The organism is Paenibacillus sp. F411, from assembly GCF_017582705.1.
Taxonomy (GTDB): domain Bacteria; phylum Bacillota; class Bacilli; order Paenibacillales; family Paenibacillaceae; genus Paenibacillus_AQ; species Paenibacillus_AQ algicola.
Genome location: NZ_JAGFIP010000004.1, coordinates 137,086 through 159,200 on the forward strand (window position 1 = coordinate 137,086; position 22,115 = coordinate 159,200).

The 22,115-nt window shown below is 50.0% G+C and carries 23 protein-coding genes, 2 tRNA genes and 1 pseudogene; 22 read left to right on the top strand and 4 right to left on the bottom strand.

Translation table 11 applies throughout. The features are described 5' to 3' along the window. Nucleotides 1-56: 56 nt before the first annotated feature. The 3 genes from JJQ72_RS06120 to JJQ72_RS06130 all read left to right on the top strand — a co-directional run bounded on the left by JJQ72_RS06120 (nt 57) and on the right by JJQ72_RS06130 (nt 1,680). A complete protein-coding gene (locus JJQ72_RS06120; protein ID WP_208203077.1) occupies nt 57-485 on the top strand; it encodes a ZIP family metal transporter in 429 nt (142 codons plus the stop codon). Then, the gene (locus tag JJQ72_RS06125) at nt 482-1,228 is read left to right on the top strand and encodes a GTP pyrophosphokinase (protein ID WP_138226658.1); all 747 of its coding nucleotides are present in this window, start codon (nt 482-484) and stop codon (nt 1,226-1,228) included. The genes JJQ72_RS06120 and JJQ72_RS06125 overlap by 4 nt, the downstream gene beginning before the upstream one ends. Before the next feature lie 197 nt (nt 1,229-1,425). Then, the gene (locus JJQ72_RS06130) at nt 1,426-1,680 is read left to right on the top strand and encodes an AbrB/MazE/SpoVT family DNA-binding domain-containing protein (protein ID WP_138226657.1); all 255 of its coding nucleotides are present in this window, start codon (nt 1,426-1,428) and stop codon (nt 1,678-1,680) included. 307 nt (nt 1,681-1,987) lie between these two features. Here the strand turns inward: JJQ72_RS06130 and JJQ72_RS06135 are convergent, their stop codons facing one another. Further along, nucleotides 1,988-3,067, bottom strand: coding sequence for a phosphodiester glycosidase family protein (locus JJQ72_RS06135; protein ID WP_138226656.1), 1,080 nt, complete (start codon nt 3,065-3,067; stop codon nt 1,988-1,990). Continuing rightward, complete coding sequence (locus JJQ72_RS06140; RefSeq protein WP_175415329.1) at nt 3,064-3,474, bottom strand: hypothetical protein; 411 nt, start codon at nt 3,472-3,474, stop codon at nt 3,064-3,066. The genes JJQ72_RS06135 and JJQ72_RS06140 overlap by 4 nt, the downstream gene beginning before the upstream one ends. A gap of 376 nt (nt 3,475-3,850) precedes the next feature. Here JJQ72_RS06140 and JJQ72_RS06145 point away from each other — a divergent pair, with 376 nt between their 5' ends. Next, nucleotides 3,851-4,507 (top strand): response regulator transcription factor, encoded by a 657-nt coding sequence (locus JJQ72_RS06145; protein WP_208203078.1) that lies wholly within the window; start codon nt 3,851-3,853, stop codon nt 4,505-4,507. Nucleotides 4,508-4,604: 97 nt separating this feature from the next. Next, nucleotides 4,605-5,816: an aminotransferase-like domain-containing protein gene (locus JJQ72_RS06150; protein ID WP_138226654.1), complete on the top strand. Its 1,212-nt coding sequence runs from the start codon at nt 4,605-4,607 to the stop codon at nt 5,814-5,816. Nucleotides 5,817-5,837: 21 nt separating this feature from the next. On the opposite strand, the gene JJQ72_RS06155 is transcribed toward JJQ72_RS06150, so the two are convergent. Beyond that, complete coding sequence (locus JJQ72_RS06155) at nt 5,838-6,581, bottom strand: DUF2161 family putative PD-(D/E)XK-type phosphodiesterase (protein WP_208203079.1); 744 nt, start codon at nt 6,579-6,581, stop codon at nt 5,838-5,840. Nucleotides 6,582-6,863: 282 nt separating this feature from the next. Here JJQ72_RS06155 and JJQ72_RS06160 point away from each other — a divergent pair. Then, nucleotides 6,864-7,727, top strand: a pseudogene (locus tag JJQ72_RS06160) (protein prkA); the annotation flags it as partial. A gap of 15 nt (nt 7,728-7,742) precedes the next feature. On the opposite strand, the gene JJQ72_RS06165 reads toward JJQ72_RS06160, so the two are convergent. Next, entirely contained in the window at nt 7,743-9,386 is a 1,644-nt protein-coding gene (locus tag JJQ72_RS06165; protein ID WP_208203080.1) for a recombinase family protein, read from the bottom strand. A 481-nt stretch (nt 9,387-9,867) separates the two neighbouring features. Between JJQ72_RS06165 and JJQ72_RS06170 the strand changes: the two genes are divergently transcribed. The 16 genes from JJQ72_RS06170 to JJQ72_RS06245 all read left to right on the top strand — a co-directional run bounded on the left by JJQ72_RS06170 (nt 9,868) and on the right by JJQ72_RS06245 (nt 22,111). Next, nucleotides 9,868-9,992: transfer RNA gene (locus tag JJQ72_RS06170), tRNA-OTHER, on the top strand. Nucleotides 9,993-10,057: 65 nt separating this feature from the next. After that, nucleotides 10,058-10,129: transfer RNA gene (locus tag JJQ72_RS06175), tRNA-Gly, on the top strand. Nucleotides 10,130-10,194: 65 nt separating this feature from the next. Further along, nucleotides 10,195-10,476, top strand: a complete 282-nt coding sequence (locus JJQ72_RS06180) for a YjcQ family protein (protein ID WP_208203081.1) — start codon at nt 10,195-10,197, stop codon at nt 10,474-10,476. Nucleotides 10,477-10,498: 22 nt separating this feature from the next. Next, nucleotides 10,499-10,783, top strand: coding sequence for a YjcQ family protein (locus JJQ72_RS06185; protein WP_208203082.1), 285 nt, complete (start codon nt 10,499-10,501; stop codon nt 10,781-10,783). Nucleotides 10,784-10,852: 69 nt separating this feature from the next. Next, a complete protein-coding gene (locus JJQ72_RS06190) occupies nt 10,853-11,584 on the top strand; it encodes a hypothetical protein (protein WP_208203083.1) in 732 nt (243 codons plus the stop codon). Continuing rightward, nucleotides 11,585-12,865 carry a hypothetical protein gene (locus tag JJQ72_RS06195; RefSeq protein WP_208203084.1) on the top strand — a complete coding sequence of 427 codons (1,281 nt, stop codon included), beginning with the start codon at nt 11,585-11,587 and terminating at the stop codon, nt 12,863-12,865. Nucleotides 12,866-12,928: 63 nt separating this feature from the next. Next, on the top strand, nt 12,929-13,495 hold the full coding sequence (locus JJQ72_RS20715; RefSeq protein WP_208203085.1) for an acyltransferase: 567 nt from the start codon (nt 12,929-12,931) through the stop codon (nt 13,493-13,495). A gap of 27 nt (nt 13,496-13,522) precedes the next feature. Next, nucleotides 13,523-14,182 (top strand): helix-turn-helix domain-containing protein, encoded by a 660-nt coding sequence (locus tag JJQ72_RS06205; protein ID WP_208203086.1) that lies wholly within the window; start codon nt 13,523-13,525, stop codon nt 14,180-14,182. 47 nt (nt 14,183-14,229) lie between these two features. Then, entirely contained in the window at nt 14,230-15,015 is a 786-nt protein-coding gene (locus JJQ72_RS06210; protein ID WP_208203087.1) for a hypothetical protein, read from the top strand. 291 nt (nt 15,016-15,306) lie between these two features. Beyond that, nucleotides 15,307-15,834 (top strand): hypothetical protein, encoded by a 528-nt coding sequence (locus tag JJQ72_RS06215; RefSeq protein WP_208203088.1) that lies wholly within the window; start codon nt 15,307-15,309, stop codon nt 15,832-15,834. Continuing rightward, nucleotides 15,812-17,683 (top strand): phage terminase large subunit family protein, encoded by a 1,872-nt coding sequence (locus tag JJQ72_RS06220; RefSeq protein WP_208203089.1) that lies wholly within the window; start codon nt 15,812-15,814, stop codon nt 17,681-17,683. The genes JJQ72_RS06215 and JJQ72_RS06220 overlap by 23 nt, the downstream gene beginning before the upstream one ends. A 25-nt stretch (nt 17,684-17,708) precedes the next feature. Next, nucleotides 17,709-17,948 carry a DUF6148 family protein gene (locus JJQ72_RS06225; protein ID WP_138226643.1) on the top strand — a complete coding sequence of 80 codons (240 nt, stop codon included), beginning with the start codon at nt 17,709-17,711 and terminating at the stop codon, nt 17,946-17,948. A 98-nt stretch (nt 17,949-18,046) separates the two neighbouring features. After that, nucleotides 18,047-19,555, top strand: coding sequence for a phage portal protein (locus JJQ72_RS06230; RefSeq protein ID WP_347880727.1), 1,509 nt, complete (start codon nt 18,047-18,049; stop codon nt 19,553-19,555). After that, a complete protein-coding gene (locus JJQ72_RS06235) occupies nt 19,533-20,678 on the top strand; it encodes a head maturation protease, ClpP-related (protein WP_208203091.1) in 1,146 nt (381 codons plus the stop codon). The genes JJQ72_RS06230 and JJQ72_RS06235 overlap by 23 nt, the downstream gene beginning before the upstream one ends. Further along, nucleotides 20,678-21,061 (top strand): head decoration protein, encoded by a 384-nt coding sequence (locus JJQ72_RS06240; RefSeq protein ID WP_208203092.1) that lies wholly within the window; start codon nt 20,678-20,680, stop codon nt 21,059-21,061. The genes JJQ72_RS06235 and JJQ72_RS06240 overlap by 1 nt, the downstream gene beginning before the upstream one ends. 15 nt (nt 21,062-21,076) lie before the next feature. Next, nucleotides 21,077-22,111: a major capsid protein gene (locus tag JJQ72_RS06245; RefSeq protein WP_208203093.1), complete on the top strand. Its 1,035-nt coding sequence runs from the start codon at nt 21,077-21,079 to the stop codon at nt 22,109-22,111. Nucleotides 22,112-22,115: the final 4 nt, after the last annotated feature.

The following is a 22,115-nucleotide window of genomic DNA, read 5'->3' on the forward strand; positions in this document are numbered from 1 at the left end:
AGCGACTCCATCTTTCATGAGTAGGTCTTCCTTTTGCTATAAACACAGGTAGTGTGATGGATGCCATTCCGGAATCAATTATGCTCGGTGCCAGCCTTTTGACAGGGAATGGAGTCAGTATCGTTCTTGCCGTTTCCATTTTCCTCAGCAATATTTCAGAAGGGATATCCAGTACAGACGGCTTAGTCAAAAGTGGTTTTTCCCGCCGCAAAATCCTGTTGATGTGGGGCGCTGTGTTCCTGTGTGCCTCTTTATCCTCCATGGGAGGATTTTTGTTTCTTGAACAGCTCACAGATGAAATGGAGGCCGTCCTGGGAGCTTTAGCGGGAGGAGGTATCATTGCCATGATCTGCTCCACGATGATGCCAGAAGCATTTGAGGAGGGAGGGCCTTTAATAAGAACCGCACCTGTCTCATTTCAGTATTGGTGCGGTTTCTTATATAATAGTGTCAAACGGATCAAGGAAGGAAGAGCTGTATCATGAATGCACCGTATCCCATCGACCAATTCAAGAAATTCAAATATGACATTACGCGATTTCTAATGACGTATAAATTTGCACTCGATCACATGGAGACGAAAATTGATGTGCTGAAGGAGGAATTTCAGTCCCTCCATGACTACAATCCGATCGAGCATACCAAGTCCAGGCTCAAGACCCCGGAGAGCATCATGAACAAAATGTTCCGCAAAAACCACGAGCTCTCCTTCGACAGCATCAAGCATCACATCAAGGATATCGCCGGGCTCCGGATCACCTGCTCCTTCATCTCCGACATCTATCGTGTCCAGGAGCTGCTGTGCGGGCAAAGTGATCTGCGGGTGCTGGAGGTCAAGGATTATATCAAGAACCCGAAGCCTAATGGCTATCAGAGCCTGCATGTTCTGGTTGATGTTCCGGTCTATATGTCCGATGGTGAGCAGCGGGCCTGCGTAGAAATTCAGATTCGTACGATTGCGATGGATTTCTGGGCTTCCTTGGAGCATAAAATATTTTATAAATACAACAAAGAGGTGCCGGAGCGGCTGACCCAGGAGCTGAAATGTGCCGCAGACGCCGCGAATGCACTGGATCTTCAGATGGAGCGGCTGCACCGTGAAATCCAGGAGATTAAGGATGCGGATGATGCGGCAGAGCAGGAGCTTCAGCGAATCGTCATCCAGAATCAGCAGTTTGCGCTTCCGAGCAACCTTCTCAAGCTGCTTGGCGGCGGGGGAGGAGACTAAGATCTTCTAGCAGCCTCGGCCGAGCTTGCCCCGAAACAGCCTCTTGCATTCAACAGAGGGAAAATCCTAAAAAATTTATGTTTTATAAAAAAACTAGCAGGATTCGACAATATGTTATCGAACTATTATACTAGGTCTATAAGATCATATTGTCGGTATACTTAGAATTTGTTGAATGAAAGAGGTGTTTCAATCGTATGAAGCCGGCCGGTGTTGTACGTAAAGTGGATCAGTTGGGGAGAATTGTGCTGCCAAAGTCTCTGCGTAAGAGATATCAGATGAATGAAGGAGACCCTGTCGAAATTCTGGTTCAGGGTGACCATATTATTCTGGAGCGCTACCGCCCGAAATGTGTATTCTGCGGCTCGATGGATGGAGTCAGCGAGTTCAAGGATCGTTATATCTGCTCTTCCTGCATGAATGAGATGACCCAGCTTCCGAAGCACGGTTAATAGAGAGCAGCCACGGCACCGCAGAAGCGGTGCTTTTTTATATATAAGGGCCTGAAATAACTGCTCCATGACATGAAAAAAAGCTTCCCCGAATGAGGAAGCCGCGCCTTACAGGCCATTGGTTTTGTCTTCATTGTATGCGGCGGTCAGAATACCGACGGTATACAGTGCAAACACCAGCATGATAATCCAGAACGTTAATGAAAAGGACATTTAAGGCCACCTCCTGCTAAGCTACTCTCTATTATACCCAGCATGCCCCAAAAAAGAAATGGCAATATGCATGCAAGTTCATGCCACATGTGTTCTATTTAAAAAAGAGAAAGTGTGTCGGTACCGGGCGAAGCTGTCCATCCGAAGGTCGGTTTACTACCCGGCCGTTCAGAATGAGGGAGGAGGAGCCTCCTCCATCCAGATTGTAAGCGTCCTTCACGCCGAGCTGCTCCAGCTTTCGTTGAAGCTCCTGCAGGGTTGCACCTGAATTTCCGGTTTCATTATATCCTTCCGTGACGAGAATCAGTAGCTGATCATCCTTGTAGTTGCCAATCACAGTGCGCGGCGCGCGCGTAGGATCGGTCTTCCACTTCGCCGGAATTGGCGTTTTCACCCCATTTTTCATAAGGACAGGCACAAAGGTTGCGCCATATTTCGGCTTCAGTCGATCCAGCTCATCCCGGCTCTTGAACTTCCCGCCGATGAGCTTGCCGTCTTCATTCAAGCCGACAAAGGCAAGATCCTTGAAGCTGGGCTGAAATCCGGTAACATAGCTTCCGTTGATGAAGGTGGTGCTTAAAGGGTGGCGTCCGCCATTACCGTCAGCATACCCGCCAGCATTAATGCCGGCCACCGCTCCATGATTTCGTACCGCCTGCAGGGTGGTGATGGCTTTGCCCGGCTGGCCGTTGCCGAGAACCATGGTCATGGCGTTCGGATCCTTCAGCTTGATCTTCAGTGCATGTCCCTGATAATAGCCCGGATTCACTTTATACAGCTCCAGCGTGATCCGTTCGGTATTCACCGTTTCGATGGGACGCCCCAGCTTGCTCGTAATCCGGCGGTTATAAATGTATTCCGGTAATCCAGCCTGAGACTCCGCCTGGGCCCGGATGCTGTTCATGGCAGAGGTGGTCTGACGATATAGCTGACCTGTTCTTTCAATAGAAGCAATCGTCTGATCGACTGTAGCACTGGCAAGCTCCAGCCCTCGGCTGACGTTTCCGGTCTGCGTCTCCAGGCTCTGCTGCGGAGTATAGCTCGAAATATCCAGCTGCAGCCGCGGAGGCTCGCTCAAGAGCCAGATGCTCAGCCCGATCCCGATAAAAGGGGCCAGCACCAGCAGGAACAACCGGTTGACTTGCTTGGGTGTCATCTGAATCATAGATCTCATTTCAACAGCTCCAGCTTCTTCTCCAGCTTGGAAAGCTGCTGCCTGACATCATTCAGCTGTGTATACAGCTTGTTGCTATTGTCCGTCTCCCCGGTGGCCTGATCCTTCGTAAAGGTAAGCAGCTCATTAAACGACTGCACCTTGCTGTCAATCTCACTCATCTGTGCTGAAAGCTCTGCAAAACGGCTGTCGTACTGAGCTTTCAATGCTGCCATTTCTCGCTGTGTATCCTGTTGAAGCCCCAGCATCATCTCCTGCTGCAGATGATTACTGTAATAGTAGGCGGCAGCCACTCCCGCTCCGATCATGAATAGCCAAAACAACCAAAAGTAACGCGCTTTCGGGCTCTTTCTGGAAGCTTCGCGGGATGGATAGGGAGATTCATTCTCTGTTTGCAGTATTGGCATCTCTTCACCCCTTGTAATTCCTATCAATTTTTCCAATCATCATTCTATCACGCGTGCATATATTTCGCAAAGACGAACAAAAAATGACATTTGACGAAAAAGAGATTGCCTATAATAACAAGAATAGGATACAATCTGTATAGATTTGCTAGCAAAGAGAGATACATATAAGCCATTTGCCATGTTATAGATGCATGAACTGAGCCTAATGCCTTACTCTGCCTGCGCTGGATAGGATCTCTTCGTGTCTGATACGCCAAAGCGGGAAACAACCGGAATTCGTGCGAAGTTAGCTCGGAGTTCTGCTGGTTTTAGGGCACACTACATTGTTTAACGAAAATTACCACGTGTTGAAACAGGAAACAGGGGGGTTAACATGAGTCAGGTTTGGAAGATCGCCATCATTGGAAGTCATCCTACGAGTATGCTGGGCACCAAGTTGATTCTGGAGGAACAAAAAGACTTGCAGGTGATCGGAATGATACAGAATGGCCAGGAGGGTGTGAAATTTGTCGAAGACCACAGGCCGAATCTCGTGCTGCTGGATTATCGTCTGGGCGAGCAATCCGCAGAGCAGGTGCTGGAGCAAATGAAGCAGGTGTCTCCACAAAGTCATGTCGTGATGATGACCGATCATGATGGCTTATCGCTTCTCCAGGGCCTGATCAGCCGGGGGGCAAGCGGGATGCTGTCCAAGCAGGCATCGCCCTTTCAGCTCATTCATTTGATTGCCGGCCTGCGCGAAGAGGTCACTGCACTGCCTTTGGAGTGGGTCAAGCAGGCAATCTGGCCGCTCCCTGCCTCGCCAATCGCCGAGGGCAATCTGCCGTTAACTGAAACAGAGACCTTCATTATGGAACGAATCGTGCAGGGCATTACGTATGATAAAATCGCAGTTGAAATCGAGGTCAGCCGCCGTTCTATCGACAACTATCTGCGTAAAATTTACGTCAAGCTGGGTGTGAATACGAGAGCTCAAGCGATCGAGAAATACGCTCTTTACACCCGCAAGGGGCGACAGCAGTATGCCTAGGTGCTTCACTGAGTTATAATCTGGATGGTCCAAGAATAGTCTTAGTGGGTGTGATATTCACGTATTCACGTATTCACGGATGAAGGAGGAGGCCTAGATGCAGTATTCCTTTGCTTCCCGTACACATTCTCTACTAACCTCCCCGCTGCGCAGTGTCCAGAAGCTTGCGAAGCGGGATTCTTTGATTTCTCTGGCGGAAGAGCTGCCAGCGGAGGAGCTGTTTCCGGTATCCGCCTTGGCGGAGGCCGCCGGCTCTGTGCTTTCCGCCGATCCCCGCTCCCTGCAATACGGGGAGGCGGAGGGCTACGGACCGCTGCGGCAGTGGCTCAGCGAGAGCTGGAGCCGGCGCAAGGGACTACATATGGAGCCGGACCGCATTCTGCTGACGACGGGAACTCAGCAGGCGATGGATCTGCTGGTCCGCTCCTGCACGAACCCCGAAGACACCGTACTGGTCGAGAATCCGACATCGCCGGGCCTCCTGCAGGTGCTGCGCCTTCATGGTGTCCGCATGATCCCCGTTCGAAGCGACCATGACGGCGTGCTGCCGGAGCAGCTGGCCGAGCTGCTGCTTAAGCATCAGCCGAAGCTGTTCTTTGCGGCCCCGAACTTCAATAATCCGACAGGTGCCCTCTGGTCGCTGGAACGGCGCCTTGAGGTGCTCAAGGTTATCGCCGGAACTTCTCTGCTGGTCGTAGAGGATGATTCCCTCGGCGAGCTTTGCTTTCCCGGCAGTCCTGCGGCCCAGCCTCTTCCGCCGCTGGCGGCGCTGGAGGAAAGGCAGGGCGAGCAGGTGCTGTATGTCGGCTCCTTTAGCAAGACGGTGGCGCCGGCGCTGCGTACGGGCTGGGCAGCGGGGCCAAGCGAGGTCATCTCCATGATGACGGCTGTCAAGCTTATGGCAGACTGGCAGTCCAGCATGCTCATCCACCGGATGCTGCATCATTTGCTGTTATCCCGGCACTTCCATCTGGAGGAGCATCTCAGCGCTCTGAACCGGGAGTATGTCACCCGCCTGAAGCTGATGGATCAGCTCCTGCGGCGCAGTGCCTGGAGCGGTGCTTCCTATGAGCTGCCGAAGGGCGGCATGTTCCTGTGGGTCAGGCTGCCGGGCGGACTGAGCGGCGATGTCCTGCTCAAGGCTGCGGCCTTGAAGGGGGTCAGCTTCCTGCCGGGCTCCATGTGCTCGCCGGACGGAGAGAATCATGATTATATCCGCCTGAATTTCACCCATCCCGGCCGGGATGAGCTCATGCTCGGCATGAATCTGATCAGCGAAGCGTTGAGAGAGTTTACGGCCCGCAGCTAGAGATCAGAGAAATCAGAGAGATCAGGCCTTCGGGGCAGGGAGCACCGCAGCATACTTGTCCAGCGCCGCAAAGCCTTCGGAGGTCAGGACGTACCGGCCCCGGCCAGTCCGCTCAAACCACCCGTAATAATTGCGCTGCAATATAGCGGCGGCATTCCCGATGCCGCTCGCCTCTTTGGCCGCCGCCGGAGATGTCCCCTTCAGGCTGTCTGCCGCGCCCTCTGCATGGGCATTCAAGGCGGAAACGGCCTGCGCGACGCGCAGCGCCTTCTCGCGGTAGGCGGTAATCAGCTTGGCGCGCGTGACGCCGCCGGTGTTATAATCTCCGCTCCGCTCGTGAAACTCCAGCAGCAGCCGGTCCCGCTTGCGGACAGAGCCCCGCGGGGACGGAGGCTCCTCGGCAGGACGGCACAGCTTCTCGACAAAGGGCGGCTTTGTTTTGTAGAAGGTGACCGTCACGAGCCCCAGTCCCAGCCGCTGGCACAGAGCCGTAAGCTCGCCCCAGCGCTGGTTGACGGCCCCCTTCTTGGCGCGGGACTTCTCCACCGCCAGATACACAAACGGACTCATCTTCAGACGTTCGATGCCCTGCAGCAGCAGAGCGAGGTTGAACGTTTTTTTCATTTCTACAATGAGCAGCTCCTCGCTGCCTTCCTTTATGCCCACCAGATCACAGTGGCGTACCTCACCCTTGACAGCATACCCTTCTTCCTCAAAAAAAGCCTTTAATGGAGCATACAGCTCGGCTTCGTGCTGAATCGCCATGGCTTCTCTCCTTTATGTCCATACATAGTCTGTTCAGGCCGCTTGCGCCGCGAATTATTTGTTCCATCAGTATAACATGCCGGGAACAGGTGCGGGTCTCCTTGCCGCAAATCCGGAGGCTCTAGGCGAAAAAAGAGCGGCTTTCCTATGAAATGAGGTCAACTATTCCGCGCCTGCCGCATAGGTATGTAATACACTTTTTTCGGTGGCTGAAGGCGTGAAGGAGTCTTGGGAAGCGAAAAGAACCAATCCTCAAAGTATAAAGTCATAGGAGGTCATGGGATGGATATTTTTGAACGCATCGCATCGTATCAGGCAGAAAGCGACCGCTTGGCATGGAAAGGTACATTCAAAGATTATATAGAATTGTTGAAAACAAACCCGGCGCCGGCGAAGACCGCCCATGCGCGGGTCTATGACATGATTGAATCCTACGGCGTGGAGGAGAGCGGCGGACGCAAAAAATACAAGTTTTTTGAGCAGGAAATCTTCGGGCTCGATCGTGCGGTGGAAAAGCTTGTGGAGGAATATTTTCATTCTGCGGCCCGGCGACTGGACGTTAGAAAACGGATTCTTTTGCTGATGGGACCTGTCAGCGGCGGCAAATCGACACTCGTTACACTGCTGAAGCGGGGACTGGAGAAGTATTCACGAACGCCCGGCGGTGCAGTATATGCGATTGCGGGCTGTCCCATGCACGAGGAGCCGCTGCATCTGATCCCGCTAGAGCTAAGGCCCGAGGTGGAGCAGGAGCTCGGCGTCAGAATTGAAGGCAATCTCTGTCCCTCCTGCCAGATGAGGCTAAGAACCGAATACGGCGGTGACATCCAGTCTGTGATGGTAGAGCGCGTGCTGATCTCGGAGGAAGGCCGCACCGGCATCGGCACATTCAGTCCTTCCGATCCCAAATCACAGGACATTGCCGATCTGACCGGCAGCATTGATTTCTCAACGATTACTGAATTCGGCTCGGAATCAGATCCCCGGGCGTACCGCTTTGACGGAGAACTGAACAAGGCGAACCGCGGCCTGATGGAATTTCAGGAGATGCTGAAGTGTGACGAGAAGTTTCTGTGGAACCTGCTGTCCCTGACACAGGAGGGTAATTTCAAAGCCGGCCGCTTTGCACTGATCAGCGCGGATGAATAGTAGGTGTCATCATCATACCAAAATCACAGAATCAGTCAATCCCTTTTTAAATACGGGATAAATATTATACTTTGACGGTATTCTGCCGCGTCCACGCTCGATCAATTCGATCGTTACGTGCTCAAACACACTCCGCATTATGCGATTCCTATCTGACTTATCCTCGGCCTCTGCATAGGCATCGAGAAGCGAATTAAGGTTTGTTCTTACGACATCTACATCAATTTTGTATTCTTTGGACTCGGGCTTTTCGCTGTTATGCTTCTTTTCAAGTTCCGACAATTCCGCAAGCCCTTTATCGATCTCAGCTTTACGCTCATCAAACATTTCATCAGTATATCGACCGGACTCATATTTTTCAAAGATGAAATTCATTCGGTTTTTGAGTTCCTTGGCTCGCTGCTCAATATACTCGTTTACATCTGGAATAAAATTGTTTTGCTGTCCATCCTGCGCCAGGTTGGCCACCAATTCTTCTCGCAGTCTATCTGCTGATAAATCTTTGAAATACCGGAGAACATCTAACAGGTCTTCCTCTACAGATCGATATTTCACAAATGTGCAGCCAGGTCGAGTGCACCATAGGAATTCCTTATGATACTCTACCACATCACCGGTTTGCTTTTCGTATTTTTGTACGCTGTATTGTCGAACCATTCTCCCGCCGCATTTGTAGCACACACATAGACCGGCCAATTCACAGGGAGAGAAGTCCATTTTTGTTCTTGGCTTATGCGCGGTGTCATTGATCTTTGCCTGAGCTTTGTCCCATGTTTCCTGGTCTATGATCCGGGGCATCGCATCATGGACGATAATATGCTCTTCCTCAGGCCGAGTCTCAATCTTCCCATTAACGCGCTTGGTGGTTCTGAACTTCAGGATCCCGATAAACCGCTCATTTTGTAGAACGCCCTTTAGATACGTGGGATGCCAGTTCTTTTTGCCTTTAGGCGTGCAGATGACGGTGTGTCGCGATAAATACGTAGCCAGCGCTCTAAAGCTAACATCCCTGCGCTTACCATTTGCACCATCAGGGACGCCATTCACATACAAATCAAAAATTGCTCTAATCTGCTCTGCCTGCTGCTCGTTGATATCAAGCTTTTTAGTGGCAGGGTTGTAGTCGAAACCGAAGGGAGCCTCCCCGGATACCCACTTACCTTCCATGGCGCGGTTAACCCGGCCGCCAAACAGCCTTTCCCTGGTCGTCTCAAATTCCTCTCTGGACATAAATAACTCAAATCTGATTTGTCTCAAATCGGATGGGTTGTTCGGGTCAAAGGTCTTGTATGGCGTGATGATGAATATCCGCTTATCTGTAATAAGATCATAAATAACTCCCATGTCCGTATAAGAACCGCGGCCCATACGAGATATCTCTTTGACTGCAATGGCTTGGAATTTGCCGGACTGGAGATCCTTGATGACGGTCTGGAAGACGGGGCGGGTGGATATTTTATCTCCGGACCCAACCTCTGATCTCTGGTCGTATGGGATGCCTAGAGGCTCTAGCACACGGTCCATGAGCTCTTTCTGAGCCTGCAACACATCCTCACCGGTGCGCCGCTCTTGCTCTTCATCAGCTCGTGAACGTCGCAGATAATTGAGGATGCTTTCAATTCCCAAATCCAATAAATCCTGAGCTCTTAATGCCATAATGAGCAAACCTCATTCCTTTTGGTTTTATCATGATCGCTTCTATTATAACCAATCCAAAAGGATAGCCGCAATGATATCGACGAAAACTTAAAGAAAAAGAAAAGTAATCAAAAAGAATAAATTAAGTAACTATAAATACCTCATTAGGTTTTAGAAGTGATATATTTGTAGCATAGGAAATCGATAAGAGGACACCACAGGGGCATGAATGCTCTGCAGATCGGGTCGGCAGCTGCCGGCCTTTTTTATTGGAGTGGTGCAAAGATCCCTTACGGTTTCCTTAAATTAATTAATAGGGGTGAATGATTTGAAATATCGTGAATACTCTGCTTTGTCGCAGGTTGGCAGCTGGAAAGGCTGGATTGAAAATGATAGTGGAGACGTAATTGGGTTTGTCAAAGACACTGGAGCAATCATAACCAGTTGGTAATTAATCTTTAGATACTGAGATGAGGTCTTATCTTGGTATCTATATTTTGATGTGGTGGCGGAATGGTAGACGCTTGCGGGTGGCTCCTCCGGTTAATCAGTAACGCGGCTGATCGGCCTGATCACCCGATATGGTAGAGGAGCATGCAGGTTCAAGTCCTGCCCACATCACCAAACGCCCCTCTCGACTGCTGGAGGGCACGTTCTACGTGTCTGAGGTTCGCGAGGGGCGTTTATCTGCGGACATGGTATAAAGGCAGTGCCCCAGCCTTCCAAGCTGGAGAAGACGGGTTCGAGTCCCGCTGTCCGCTTTTGTTGGGAAAAGCAGGAAATCGCGGAATCGGCGTCGAATGATGATGTCGAGGAGGTGATCGTATTGAATAGGAAAAAAATCATCTATAGTATTCTGAAAGAGGTTCAAGCTGGAAATGAGCCTAAGGCAGATGATTTCGGTGTTACACAGGGCGAGTTTGCTGATATTGCTCAAATCATCAAAGACGAGGGATTGTTGTCGAATGTTGCCATAGCAGGTGGCAGAATCGTATGGTTGAATGCGTCAAAGATAACAATGGCTGGACTGGAGTATCTCGAGGAGAATAGCCCTTTGTCAAAGACGTATAGAGGGCTAAAGGAAGTAAGAGAATGGATTAAGCTTTAAGTTGCATGAGGAGGTGGTACTGATGAAGACCGAGAAATTGGCATTCGCTATTCTGAAGGAAATTGAAAAAGGTAATCAGACCTACGACGAAGAAACATTCGGCGTTACTGAAGAAGAATTCACAGATGCTTTCAGATACGTAGTGAGCAATAATTTAGCGAAAAATATATTGTTTGCTGATGATCGCGCATATATTTACACTACGGCAACAATTACACCGGAAGGACATACCTTTATTAAAGAAAATTCGTCCTGGAACAAAGCATACGCTGTAGCAAAGGAAATCAGGGAATGGATAAAGTTATAGCCTAAAGCACAAAAGCACCCACCTGGGTGCTTTTTCTTTTGCTCAAAGGGAGGAGGGAGGTGATACAAAGTGATACGAAACCAGTCCATTTATATCGGGCCGACGATACCTGAACACGGATTATCCTTCGGCCAAGTGTTTTTTAACGGCATCCCGCGCAGGGTGTTCGAGCTGATGCAAACATCGGCAGCGCTGCAGCGGCTGATCGTACCCATTCACCTTCTGTCCATCACCAATCAGCGCATTCGAGTCCAAGGGTCGCCAGAGCAAAGAGCATACAGCCTGCTGGCCAGCAGCAGAACCACCAATCAAAATGATGAAGGAGTGACGCATATCATGAGCAGCTCATATTACGAAACGCCGGTACCAGGCCGGCAGTACAATAGTGCAGGACAAATCGTAAACCCCGCTGACGGTGTTGATCCGGACGGAGCTCAAAGAGTGAGAGTGTTGGGAACGGCAGCAGCTCAAACAGTGACGCTGCAGAACAACGCTACGGCTGCCGGCAACGGCACCCCATTCGCGCCGGAGAACAGCAATCATACACTGACGTTTGAGATCACTGGCACCAGCACCAGCCGCACAGTCCTATTCGAGATTGCGGGGCCGAGCGGGGTTTACACGCCGCACACAGCTTTTAACGTGACTGATCCGACCAAGTTTGGCACTCAGACCACAGGCGGCAGCAATACAGCTCCAGAGAGCTGGCAGGTTGAGGTTCCAGCAGGGTATTCATTCCGGGCGCGGATTGGGGCTGTAGCAGGTGGGAATGTGGCGGTTAAGGGAAAGGCGGTGGGATAAGTGGATAAAGTTGCAAGGGCGTTAGCTCTTTCGGCAAAAATGGGCTCTGTCTCAATCGAGGATTTCGGCGGAATTGGAGATTACAATTTCAGCACAAAGACAGGTCATAACAATGATGATGCGTTTCGCCGAGCCGCTGAATTTCTGAATGAAAACAAAAATTACAAGCTGATTATAACTGAGGGTTACTTCAAAATATCTCAAGACATTGAATTACCGTCATTGGTTACTGTTGAGGGAATTGGAGTATATGAATTATTCGGATCTGCCACAACAGGCTCTGACGCTCAAAACTTCCCTACAATAGCCCCTTACCTTAAAGGATCTGTCATTGTACAGACAGGGGAAGGGAAAAACGGCATCAAGGTGCAAGGCGTCGCTCCAGTCGTCAATCTGCGTGATTTTGGGATTCTGTTTGACCGCAACTTTCAAAACACAGGGCATGGGATCACTGTAGAATCTCCAGCAATCACCGGCGGTTATGACGACGGTTTGTTTAGCTCGGATTGGTCAAACATCAAAGTATTCGGACATGATGGAAATCATTATGCGTTTAACATGGTCAATGCTCTCTACAACACATTTACTAATCTTAGAAGTTACGGTGGTGGAGTGTTAAGACACTTGGGTGAGGGAGTTGTTAACTCTGGTAATGCCGTGTTCACCAACTTGTATGGCTCGGTTTTCGTAGGTGGGTCTGCGCATGGCATATCGTTGGAAAACCCGAACAATGCTACCAACAAAATTAATTTAATGACTTTCATACGACCACAGGTATGGATCGATGGAAGACGTACTCTGCCGAGTGGAGTAACACCACCTACGAGCTCACAAAGAAATTTGAGTGCTGGTCTGGGTTCCTTGACAGACATAGGATTTGTTTCTCCAGATTTTGAAACAAGTGTCGGCAGCAAGGCGTTCTACCCGTATGGTACAGGTTGTTACTTCACGCCCGGAAAAACATTGATAGGAAACGACATCTCGACGAATATTCAGAACGGCGTTATATATCAGAACAAAACAGGATCGGGATTGTTCTTTAATATGGCTATCAAACTGGATCCAACAGCCGATACAGATGCTACAGCAATTGTTACAGTCGGAAGCTCATCAACTCTATCTAGTGGAAACGTTATGCCTGCGAGGTTAATTGTGCCAAAAGGTGGTCCAATCGGTCAAATTATGATGCTCTCATTCCCTGTTTGGTCGGGAGCATATTTCAAGGTTGATTTGGCTAACTCAACGGTTTCATGGACAACAAAAATTAGTTCGATTTTGTAGATAATTCCACCCGTGTCGTGGTATAAGTATAGGTAAATCATGGATGGAATTGGGAGTGGTTTTGTGAGTTTAAGGAACATCATTCACTGGACTAAAGCAGACCTTGTTCAAGTACCTTGGAGTCTATTCGTAAACATCTTGGCCTCTTCAAAATTAACACCAAGAGTATTGAGGAGATTGGTTTATAAAGTAAGCGGTATGAATATATCGACTTACAATATTAGTGCGGGTGCTTTTTTTCGCACCAACCGCGTGACCATTGGTAAAAACACGTTCATCAACAACGAAAGTTATTTCGAAAACAATGCCGTGGTTGAAATTGGAGAGCGCTGTGGTATTGGTATGCAGGTTATGTTTTGCACTGACACTCACGAGATCGGCACTAGTGACGAAAGAGGAGGAGAAAGGAAGTTACTCCCCATCAAAGTTGATGACGGATGTTGGATAGGAGCACGCGTTACAATCTTACCCGGGGTCACCGTGGGTCAAGGTTGTATTATAGCAGCCGGCGCCGTCGTTACAAAAGATTGCGAGCCTAATGGTTTGTACGCCGGGGTACCAGCACGCAGGATTAAAGATTTATCAGAATCAGACCCTGCTGTTGTTCTAATGAGCGCAAGATCATCTTGATAAATCATTAATTATGGAGGGAGTGAGGTGGCAACACACCGAGTCAACAAATCAGGCAAGAGAGCCCCGCCCTTCACCCGGATCGTCAACAGCTCGCTGCAGGATGCCAGGCTCTCTTTCAAAGCCCGCGGCTTGCTCGCCTACATGCTGACCAAGCCGGACCATTTCCGCTTTTACCTGGATGAGCTGACCAAGCATACGACCGAGGGTAAGGACAGCATTCGGGCAGCGCTCAAAGAGCTTGAATCATTCGGTTATATCAAGCGTTACGTCATCAAGGACAGCCGAGGTAAAATCATGTCCTGGGAGATCGATATATACGAGCATCCAGAATCGGGTTTTCCAGTTGTGGAAAATCCAACACTAGTAACGAATGATAAAGTACCAACGAATGATAAAAGATTAAATAAATACATCGCTTTTACAAACGATGATCATTCTTTTATCAAAACGTATCTGAAATACTTCCAACAGAAGAAAAACAAACAGCATATGAGGATAACGGAAGAGCAGCATCAGATGATCTATGGTCAGATTGAGGAGATCCAATCCGCAGGCATCACCCATGAAGAATGGGAAGCTGAGGTCAGAGATCATTTCGAGACGCTGCCAAAGAGCAACAATGGGAATATCATTGCATTCCTGCATGCAGCTCCGAGGAGGTTTGACGTTGACTTATGCAGGTAAATCTTTCCTTATGTCGAATTATGAATGACTGAAGGAGAGGATGAAATATGAATTGGCGAAGGATAACGTTGGGCATATGTTTTGTTTTAATAATCCCCATAGCGATCAATTATGGATTGTTAAGTTGGCGAGGACCCGGTGTTCATGGAAGTACAGGTGAGTGGTTAGGTTTCTTTGCGAATTTCCTGGGCGTACTTGGAGCAGTGTTGATAGCACTTTTCCAATTCAGAAAACAAAGGGAGTTAGATGAACAGAGAGAAATTGAAAATAACCGTTCTTATGTTGATATTCAAGAGTTCAGGGCAACGATGATGTTAGTAGGTGTTAAAACACATGAGAACAGCCGTATTATTTCCACCAATGAATTTGAGAAACTTAAAAATAAATTACACACTGAAGAGTATAAATCCTATCAAGTCCCATATTTAAAAATATCACACTACGGTATTGCTCCAGTTATAACGGATTGTCATATTCAACTTAAAGTGTCTTTTGTAATGAATGATTCAGAACAAATTGAAACATACGATTTCTTTGTTGGGGCAATGGAAAAAGATATAGAACTATTTATACCATTGATCCCACCAGGTGGTAAGGCTAACGGAACAACGGCTGTGAAGGAGTATGTAAAGTTTGACTATGTCTCATTACGGGGCGAACAACTTACTCTTATCGTAGATTATAAATCCAATACAGAAGTGTTATATACAAACCGTGACAGCAAGCAGGATCTCATTTATAAGAGTGCCCTAAAATCAGTGAATTGGGTATTTCCTAATAAAATTGACCATATCAGTTTAAAAACGAACAAGCCTGAAAAGAAGGATGTATAGAGCGAATTAAAGATGCCCTGTAGCGTTACAACGTCTGTATGAATAATATCTACAAAAGTTATAAATAAGGGCGTGACGAGGCTTATAGTAGCTCACGGGTCCTTCTGGAGGTTCGAAATGAGTGCGGGTGCGAATGACCCCGATTCTGGTGCAGTTTTATTTTCAAAATTTTGCTTTCGCTTTCGCTTGGCAGGCAGCCGATCGAGGGCGTTTTTATTTTTCGCTTCGAATAATGCCTGAAATATTCAAAACAGTACAATTCCATCTAAAGACGAAAGTGAGGCGGGTTGATTGACAAAATCAAAGGCGAAAGCAGATAAGCTGCAGGACAAAGAAATATTGACATCCGAATTGGCTGCGATCGTAGGGAAAACGCCCCAATGGTTGCGTCAATTAACCCGTGATGGAATCCTGAGGCAGGTCGGCCGGGGCAAATACAAACTCGGCGAATCGGTGCAGGCATACTGTGAGCATGTTTCAGGTGGTAAAGAGGAAGATGCGAAGCCGAGGTTGATTGATTATAAGACGGAGCACGAGAAAACGAAGGCAGAAAAGGCCCTGCTTGAGCTGGAGCAAATGAAAGGCAACCTGCATGCAGCGGCAGATGTGGAACGCCTCTTGTCCGGCCTAATCCTTACTACGAAATCACGGCTGCTCGGGGTGCCCAGCAGGATTGCTACCGAATGCGAGAATGAGCCTGCGGATGTAGTAGAGTCAATTGTCCGCCGGGAGATCGAAACCGCGCTGTCATCCCTGGCAAAATACACCCCAGATAAGATTGGGGGCGAATTGGAACATGGCAGCCCGGAAGACGGTTGATTTATTTTCACAGGCCAACAAGCAGTGGGAGCCTAGACGTCGCCTGAGCGTCTCAGAATGGGCGGATATGAACCGGGTACTAACCACAGAGAGCAGCGCGGAAGCGGGGCCTTGGCGAACGTCTCGGGCGGAATATCAGCGGGAGATCATGGATTCCATAGAGCACTGGGAAGAGGTCGTTATCATGGCCTCAGCTCAGGTGGGAAAAACCGAATTTCTGCTGAATGTGACCGGTTCATACATCGATCAGGAGCCTTGCCCGATTATGCACGTGCTTCCAAACGAGGATCTGATCCAGGCCTACTCCAAAAAGCGGCTCACTCCTATGATTAATAACAGCGAAGTGCTGCGGAATAAGATCGGCGTCGCCAAGTCGAGGGACAGCAGCAACACCATCGAAGAGAAATCCTTCCCTGGCGGTTATGTGACGATCGTCGGAGCCAACGCGCCTTCGGGACTGTCTTCCCGGCCAGTGCAGATTGTTCTGTGCGATGAGGTGGACCGGTTCCCGGTATCTTCCGGCAAGGAGGGTGATCCGATTGCCCTAGCTACGGCCCGGACCAAGACATTCCGGCATAAGCGCCGGCATCTATTCGTCTCAACGCCAGTGGACAAGGAAACATCTCGCATCCATCAGCTGTACGAAGACAGCACGATGGAGCAATGGTGCCTGCCCTGCCCTCACTGTGGGGAGTTACAGCCCCTGCAATTCAAGCGGGGCGAAGACAACGGCATCGTATTCGAGCATTATGTCTCGGAGTCCGGTGAGATCGTTGTGACCAAAGCCGAGCATCGCTGCGCATACTGCGGCAATCTTGGCTCAGAAAAGGAATGGAAGCGGGGCGAGGGTGCCTGGGTTGCCAGGAAAGAGCACTCCACCCGCCGGGGATTTCATATCAATCAGCTTTCCAGCCCATGGTCAGATTGGCGCGAGGTTGCAAAGGCTTTTTTGGTGGCCAAGAGAGAGGGCGTCGACAAGCTGAAAGTATTCGTCAATACGGTTCTTGGAGAGCCGTGGGAGACGAAGGTCAAAGGCATGGACGACAAAACGCTTATGCAGCGTCGCGAGAGATATGAGTATGAGGTGCCTGAAGGCGTGAAGGTGCTCACGGCAGCCATTGATACCCAGGACGATCGCTTTGAAGTCGAGATTATTGGCTGGGGGGCTGGAAAAGAATCATGGCGTATCGAATACCAACGGATTTATGGAGACTTGAACAGGCCCGAAGTGTGGCAGGACCTGGACAGGTTTCTTTGTCGTTCTTGGATAGGTCCAGAGGGCCGGGAATTCCGCATCATTGGAGCTTGCATGGACTCTGGTGGTCACTACACCAAAGAAGTGTACGAATTCACCCGTGCTCGGGAGCATCGCCGGATTTACGCGATCAAAGGCCAGGGGATTAACCCCAAAACAGCGGAGCATGTACCGTTTATCGCCCGGCATTCCCGGACCCAGATGTACAATGCGATCCTTATCCACTTAGGTGTGGATGACGGCAAGGTGAAGGTATACGACAGCCTGAAGGTCGAGGAGCCAGGACCACTGTATTGTCACTTCCCTGATGATGAAGGCAAGGGATATACGCAAGAATATTTCCTCGGCCTGACTGCTGAGACTCACAGGACGGTCAAGAAAGACGGCGTCAAGTATAAGGTCTGGGTGAAGACCCGTGATCGAAACGAGCCGTTTGACTTGGCGGTCTATAATCGGGCCGTGGTGGAGCTGCTCCGTCCGAATCTTTCCTTACCGATTGAACAGCAGCCCAATGGCCCGAAGGTGGATCCGGATACAGGCGGTCAGCAACGCGCTAGGAAGAGCAAGAAAAGAGGCGTGGCAAGCAGCGTTTAACGCTTGAGAGGAGGTGAATAGGAAAATGCCATTGTACACAAAAGAAGTAGCTCAGCAACACTTGGATGCCTGGATGGCAGCGGAGCTGGCGCTCTCTACGGGGCAATCGTACAGCATCGCCGGCCGATCGCTCACAAGAGTGAACCTAACCGAGGTCATGCGGCAGATTCAGTATTGGCAAAAGCAGTTGAATGATGCCATTCGTTTTGAGCAGGGACTGGGCCCGCGTCGAAAAGTGCGCAGGTATGTTCCGATTGATCTATGAGCTGGCTGGATAAAACAGTGGCCGCTGTTGCTCCAGGGTTCGCTGCTAAGCGTGAAAGGGCCCGAACGGAGATTGCACGGCAGCGGGCCGTACAGGACGTGTTCAACCAGGGTTACGGTGATCACGGAGCCAGCCGCAGAAAGAAGTCTCTGACAACATGGACCCCGGCAGCTGGAAACGCCGATGAGGACATTCATGCAAACCTTGAAGCCCTGCGTCCGCGGGCGAGAGACCTATTCATGGGCGGATCGCTCGCAAATGGAGCGCTCAAGACGCTCAGAACCAATATAATCGGCACGGGGTTAAAGCTAAAGCCTTCCTTCGATGCCGATTTTTTGCGCCTGTCTGAGGAGAAGTCGGCACTGCTTCGCCGGCAGATTGAAAGGGAGTTTTCCTTGTGGGCCGACTCCAAAGACTGTGATGCCGGCGGGCTTCAAAATTTTTATGAGCTGCAGCAGCTGGCCTTCCTGTCGTGGGTCATGAGCGGTGACGCCTTTGTTCTACTGCCATTGCTTGAGCGAAAACATACCGTTTATGACCTCAGGGTCCGCATCCTGGAAGCCGATCGATGCAGTACACCGAAGAATGAACCACTTGAGTCTATCAAGCGGGTGCAGAGCGGTGTGGAAGTTGATGCTGATGGAATGGTGGCTGCCTATTGGTTCTCCAGTAAACATCCCGGTCACTTTGACCCGGGTATGAAGTGGCAGCGGGTTGCGGCCATCGGGGAAGAGAGTGGACGGCGGAATGTTCTTCATCTCATGGAGACAGAGCGGCCGGAGCAGCGCCGAGGCGTTCCAATCTTGGCGCCTGTTATCGAATCACTGAAACAGCTGGAGAGATACACTGAGGCCGAATTAATGGCGGCAGTAATTAGTGGGATGTTCACCGTCTTTATTGAGACGGAGAGCGAGGATACTGATGCCTTCGGTCTATCTCCTGAGGGTCCGATAGAGAACCCAACAGGAGAACCATTGCCTAGCGGCGATGAAGATTTACAGCTAGGGGTCGGGGCGGTCCAGTTCTTGAATCCTGGGGAGAAGGCGACGATCGCGAATCCGGGGCGTCCGAACAGCGGCTTCGATCCGTTCGTCACATCAATCCTCCGGCAGGTAGGCGCTTCGCTTGAGCTTCCGTATGAACTGCTGCTAAAACACTTCACAGCGTCCTACTCTGCGTCAAGAGCAGCCTTGTTGGAAGCTTGGAAGATGTTCCGGATGCGGCGGGCGTGGATGTCAGCAGATTTCTGTCAGCCGATCTATGAGGAATGGTTCGCTGAGGCAGTGATCAAAGGGCGGATCGATGCTCCAGGTATATTCGATGATCCTCTGCTGTTCAAGGCCTACACCAAAGCGGAGTGGCACGGACCTTCGCAGGGTCAGCTCGATCCGGTGAAGGAAGCAAATGCGGCTGTGATCCGGGTTGAGAATGGATTCAGTACCCGTGCTCGAGAAGCTGCAGAGCTGACAGGTACGGAATATGAGAGCAACGTCCGGCAACTGGCATATGAGCAGCAGATTCGGGAACAAAACGGCTTAGTTTCAGGAAAGAGCGCACAAGGCCTGAAGGGGGGTGATGAAGAAGATGCCGAAGAAGATCAAACTTAACGGGCCGGTTATCGGTGATGGGAGCGCATGGCTATACGATTGGGTGGGTATCCCCTACATCAGCGCTTCAAGGTTGTCAAAAGAATTAGATAATGCTCGGGGAGATGATGTAGAACTTTACATTAATTCGCCAGGAGGAATGGTGTTTGCTGGTTCTGAAGTATACACCCTCCTAAAGGAGTATACCGGTAAGGTCACTGCGAAGGTAACCGGTGTCGCCGCTAGTGCAGCCTCATTTTTTTTGATGGCAGCTGACGAAATCAAGATGTCGCCAACATCACAATTGATGATTCACAATGCAAGGAATGGGGCGGAAGGTGACAAAAACGTTCATTACAGCAACGCAGATATGTTAAGTGGTACTGATGTCTCAATCACCAACGCATACCGTCTTAAGACCGGGAAAAATATGGATGAATTGCTGGAGCTGATGAATAAGACTACTTGGATGAATGCCCAGGAGGCGGTGAGCTTCGGCTTTGCGGATGGTATTTTGTTCGACGAGGAAAATACGCTGATGACCGTTACCAACAGTATCAGCGGAGAGATACCGCCGGACGTCGAGGCAAAGCTTCGTGATGTGCTGATTAGCGCAATGCTGAAGGATGGCTCGAAGTATAACGACAGGTCCGGTCTATTTGCAGGGTTGGACTTGTCGTCAATTATGCCTCAGATCACAAATAGTATTGAAAATCAAAATGAGGAACAGCAAGAAAGTGCTGAACCACAAAATAAGGAGGAAAAACAGCCCATGAAACTGGAAGAATTGAAAGCACAGCACCCTGACCTATACAACGAGGTTGTGAATCTTGGTGTAACACAAGAAAGGGGTCGCATCACTGAACTTAATGCTCTTGCCACAGCGCCAGGAGCCGCTGAGATCGTCGCCAAAGCCATTTCTGAAGGAAAAACAGCAGGCGAAACGGCGATGGAGATTGTTAAGGCCTCTGCTGAACGTGTAGCCAATGAAGGTACTCGTCGTAATAACGACGCCCAGAACAGCGGTGTAGGCAATGTCGATTCGGACGAAGCGCCTGGGAAGCCAGATCCAGAAGCTGTATCTAAAGCCGAAGCCGATGCCCTTACTGCAGAAATCAATAACATGATTGGAGGTCGAAAATAATGCCAGCATACGAAAGTGTACCCTATGATAACCTGATTGCCGGAATGGTCCAGCCGATCGTCACCCAGTCCATCATCATTGAGCCGGCTACGGGAGCTGTCTTTACCCGCGGAACCGTAATGGCCAGAACAGGATTCGCGGCTGACGGAACGTGGATCTGCACGATTGTAGATTCAGCAGCTGTCGGTGCTGCTCAAAAGGTTCCCGTGGCTGTTCTTGCAGATGAAATCGTGGATGCATCGACTGTTCAGCAGCGTGCTACGGTTTACACACAAGGCGAGTTTAATCGCGAAGCTCTGATTTTCGGCGGAACCGATACAATCGCAAACCACGAAGCTGCGCTCAACAACGCAAAAATTTATACCAAACGGGTTGTAAACTAAGGAGGGCTCACAACGATGGCCATTAAAGATCTGTATTCATTTCCGACTCTGTTGAAAGTAATCGGTCAGCTGCCGCCGCCAAGCACTTATATCCTGGATACATTCTTCCAAGACGGCGAGTCATTTGAAACCGAGACTGTAGAAATTCAAACGATGAAAGGCAATAAGCCGATCGCACCTTATGTGTCCGAACTGCAGCCGGGAAAGGTCATCCAGCGGACAGGCTTCACGGCGAAACAATACAAGCCGGCCCTGATCAAACCAGCTCGCCCGATCACTGCTATTGACCTTAAGGTGAGAGCAGCCGGGGAGAACCTGATCAATCCGGATCAGCCAGAGGTGCGGGCCCGTAAACTGCTTGCAAAGGATATCATCGATCTCCGGGATACCATCACCCGCCGTCTTGTTCAGCAAGCAGCTGAACTGATGTTCACCGGCAAAGTAACCCAGGTCGGTGAAGGTGTGAGCCAGGTTATCGATTACGATTTCACGAATATCGTAACCCTGTCTGGTACGGATCTCTGGAGTGACGCAAATTCTGATCCAATTGGATTCCTCGCGTCTCAGCGTAAAGTGGTCATGGATGGTAACGCTCCGACTCCGAATATCGTCCTGGCTGATTATGATGCAGCCGTAGCACTGATGCGTCACCCTAAGATTCTTAAGCTGGCCGAAAACAGAGGTGTTGATGTCGGTACGATCGACACGACACTGCTTCCTGACGGCGTTACCTATCACGGCCGCCTGCGTGACGTTGGACTGGATGTATACAGCTACACGGGCACTTACACCAACGATGCTGGTCAAGAAGTTCCGTTCATTCCAGCCGGCACAATCGCGATCATGTCCACAAGAGACAAGTTCACGTTCCACTATGGAGCGAATGTGATCATGGATCCGCGCTCAGAGCAATTCGTTCGAGTCATGGGTAAAATCACGCCGCAGTCCTGGGTAACTGTAGAGCCGGCTCAGCGCTGGCTGCAGATGCTCTCCCGCCCGTTGCCTGTACCAGCAAACGTTGCTGGCTGGGTTGTCGCGAAAGTACTTTAACTTA

What these genes read in the sequence shown, in the direction of transcription:
- JJQ72_RS06225 (WP_138226643.1), top strand. Translation starts at nt 17,709, where the DNA reads ATGCCATTGTACACAAAAGAAGTAGCTCAGCAACACTTGGATGCCTGG.
- JJQ72_RS06145 (WP_208203078.1), top strand. Translation starts at nt 3,851, where the DNA reads ATGAGTCAGGTTTGGAAGATCGCCATCATTGGAAGTCATCCTACGAGT.
- JJQ72_RS06135 (WP_138226656.1), bottom strand. Translation starts at nt 3,067, where the DNA reads ATGAGATCTATGATTCAGATGACACCCAAGCAAGTCAACCGGTTGTTC.
- JJQ72_RS06220 (WP_208203089.1), top strand. Translation starts at nt 15,812, where the DNA reads ATGGCAGCCCGGAAGACGGTTGATTTATTTTCACAGGCCAACAAGCAG.
- JJQ72_RS06165 (WP_208203080.1), bottom strand. Translation starts at nt 9,386, where the DNA reads ATGGCATTAAGAGCTCAGGATTTATTGGATTTGGGAATTGAAAGCATC.
- JJQ72_RS06150 (WP_138226654.1), top strand. Translation starts at nt 4,605, where the DNA reads ATGCAGTATTCCTTTGCTTCCCGTACACATTCTCTACTAACCTCCCCG.
- JJQ72_RS06185 (WP_208203082.1), top strand. Translation starts at nt 10,499, where the DNA reads ATGAAGACCGAGAAATTGGCATTCGCTATTCTGAAGGAAATTGAAAAA.
- JJQ72_RS06210 (WP_208203087.1), top strand. Translation starts at nt 14,230, where the DNA reads ATGAATTGGCGAAGGATAACGTTGGGCATATGTTTTGTTTTAATAATC.
- JJQ72_RS06240 (WP_208203092.1), top strand. Translation starts at nt 20,678, where the DNA reads ATGCCAGCATACGAAAGTGTACCCTATGATAACCTGATTGCCGGAATG.
- JJQ72_RS06125 (WP_138226658.1), top strand. Translation starts at nt 482, where the DNA reads ATGAATGCACCGTATCCCATCGACCAATTCAAGAAATTCAAATATGAC.
- JJQ72_RS06245 (WP_208203093.1), top strand. Translation starts at nt 21,077, where the DNA reads ATGGCCATTAAAGATCTGTATTCATTTCCGACTCTGTTGAAAGTAATC.
- JJQ72_RS06155 (WP_208203079.1), bottom strand. Translation starts at nt 6,581, where the DNA reads ATGGCGATTCAGCACGAAGCCGAGCTGTATGCTCCATTAAAGGCTTTT.
- JJQ72_RS06130 (WP_138226657.1), top strand. Translation starts at nt 1,426, where the DNA reads ATGAAGCCGGCCGGTGTTGTACGTAAAGTGGATCAGTTGGGGAGAATT.
- JJQ72_RS06235 (WP_208203091.1), top strand. Translation starts at nt 19,533, where the DNA reads ATGCCGAAGAAGATCAAACTTAACGGGCCGGTTATCGGTGATGGGAGC.
- JJQ72_RS06140 (WP_175415329.1), bottom strand. Translation starts at nt 3,474, where the DNA reads ATGCCAATACTGCAAACAGAGAATGAATCTCCCTATCCATCCCGCGAA.
- JJQ72_RS06120 (WP_208203077.1), top strand. Translation starts at nt 57, where the DNA reads ATGGATGCCATTCCGGAATCAATTATGCTCGGTGCCAGCCTTTTGACA.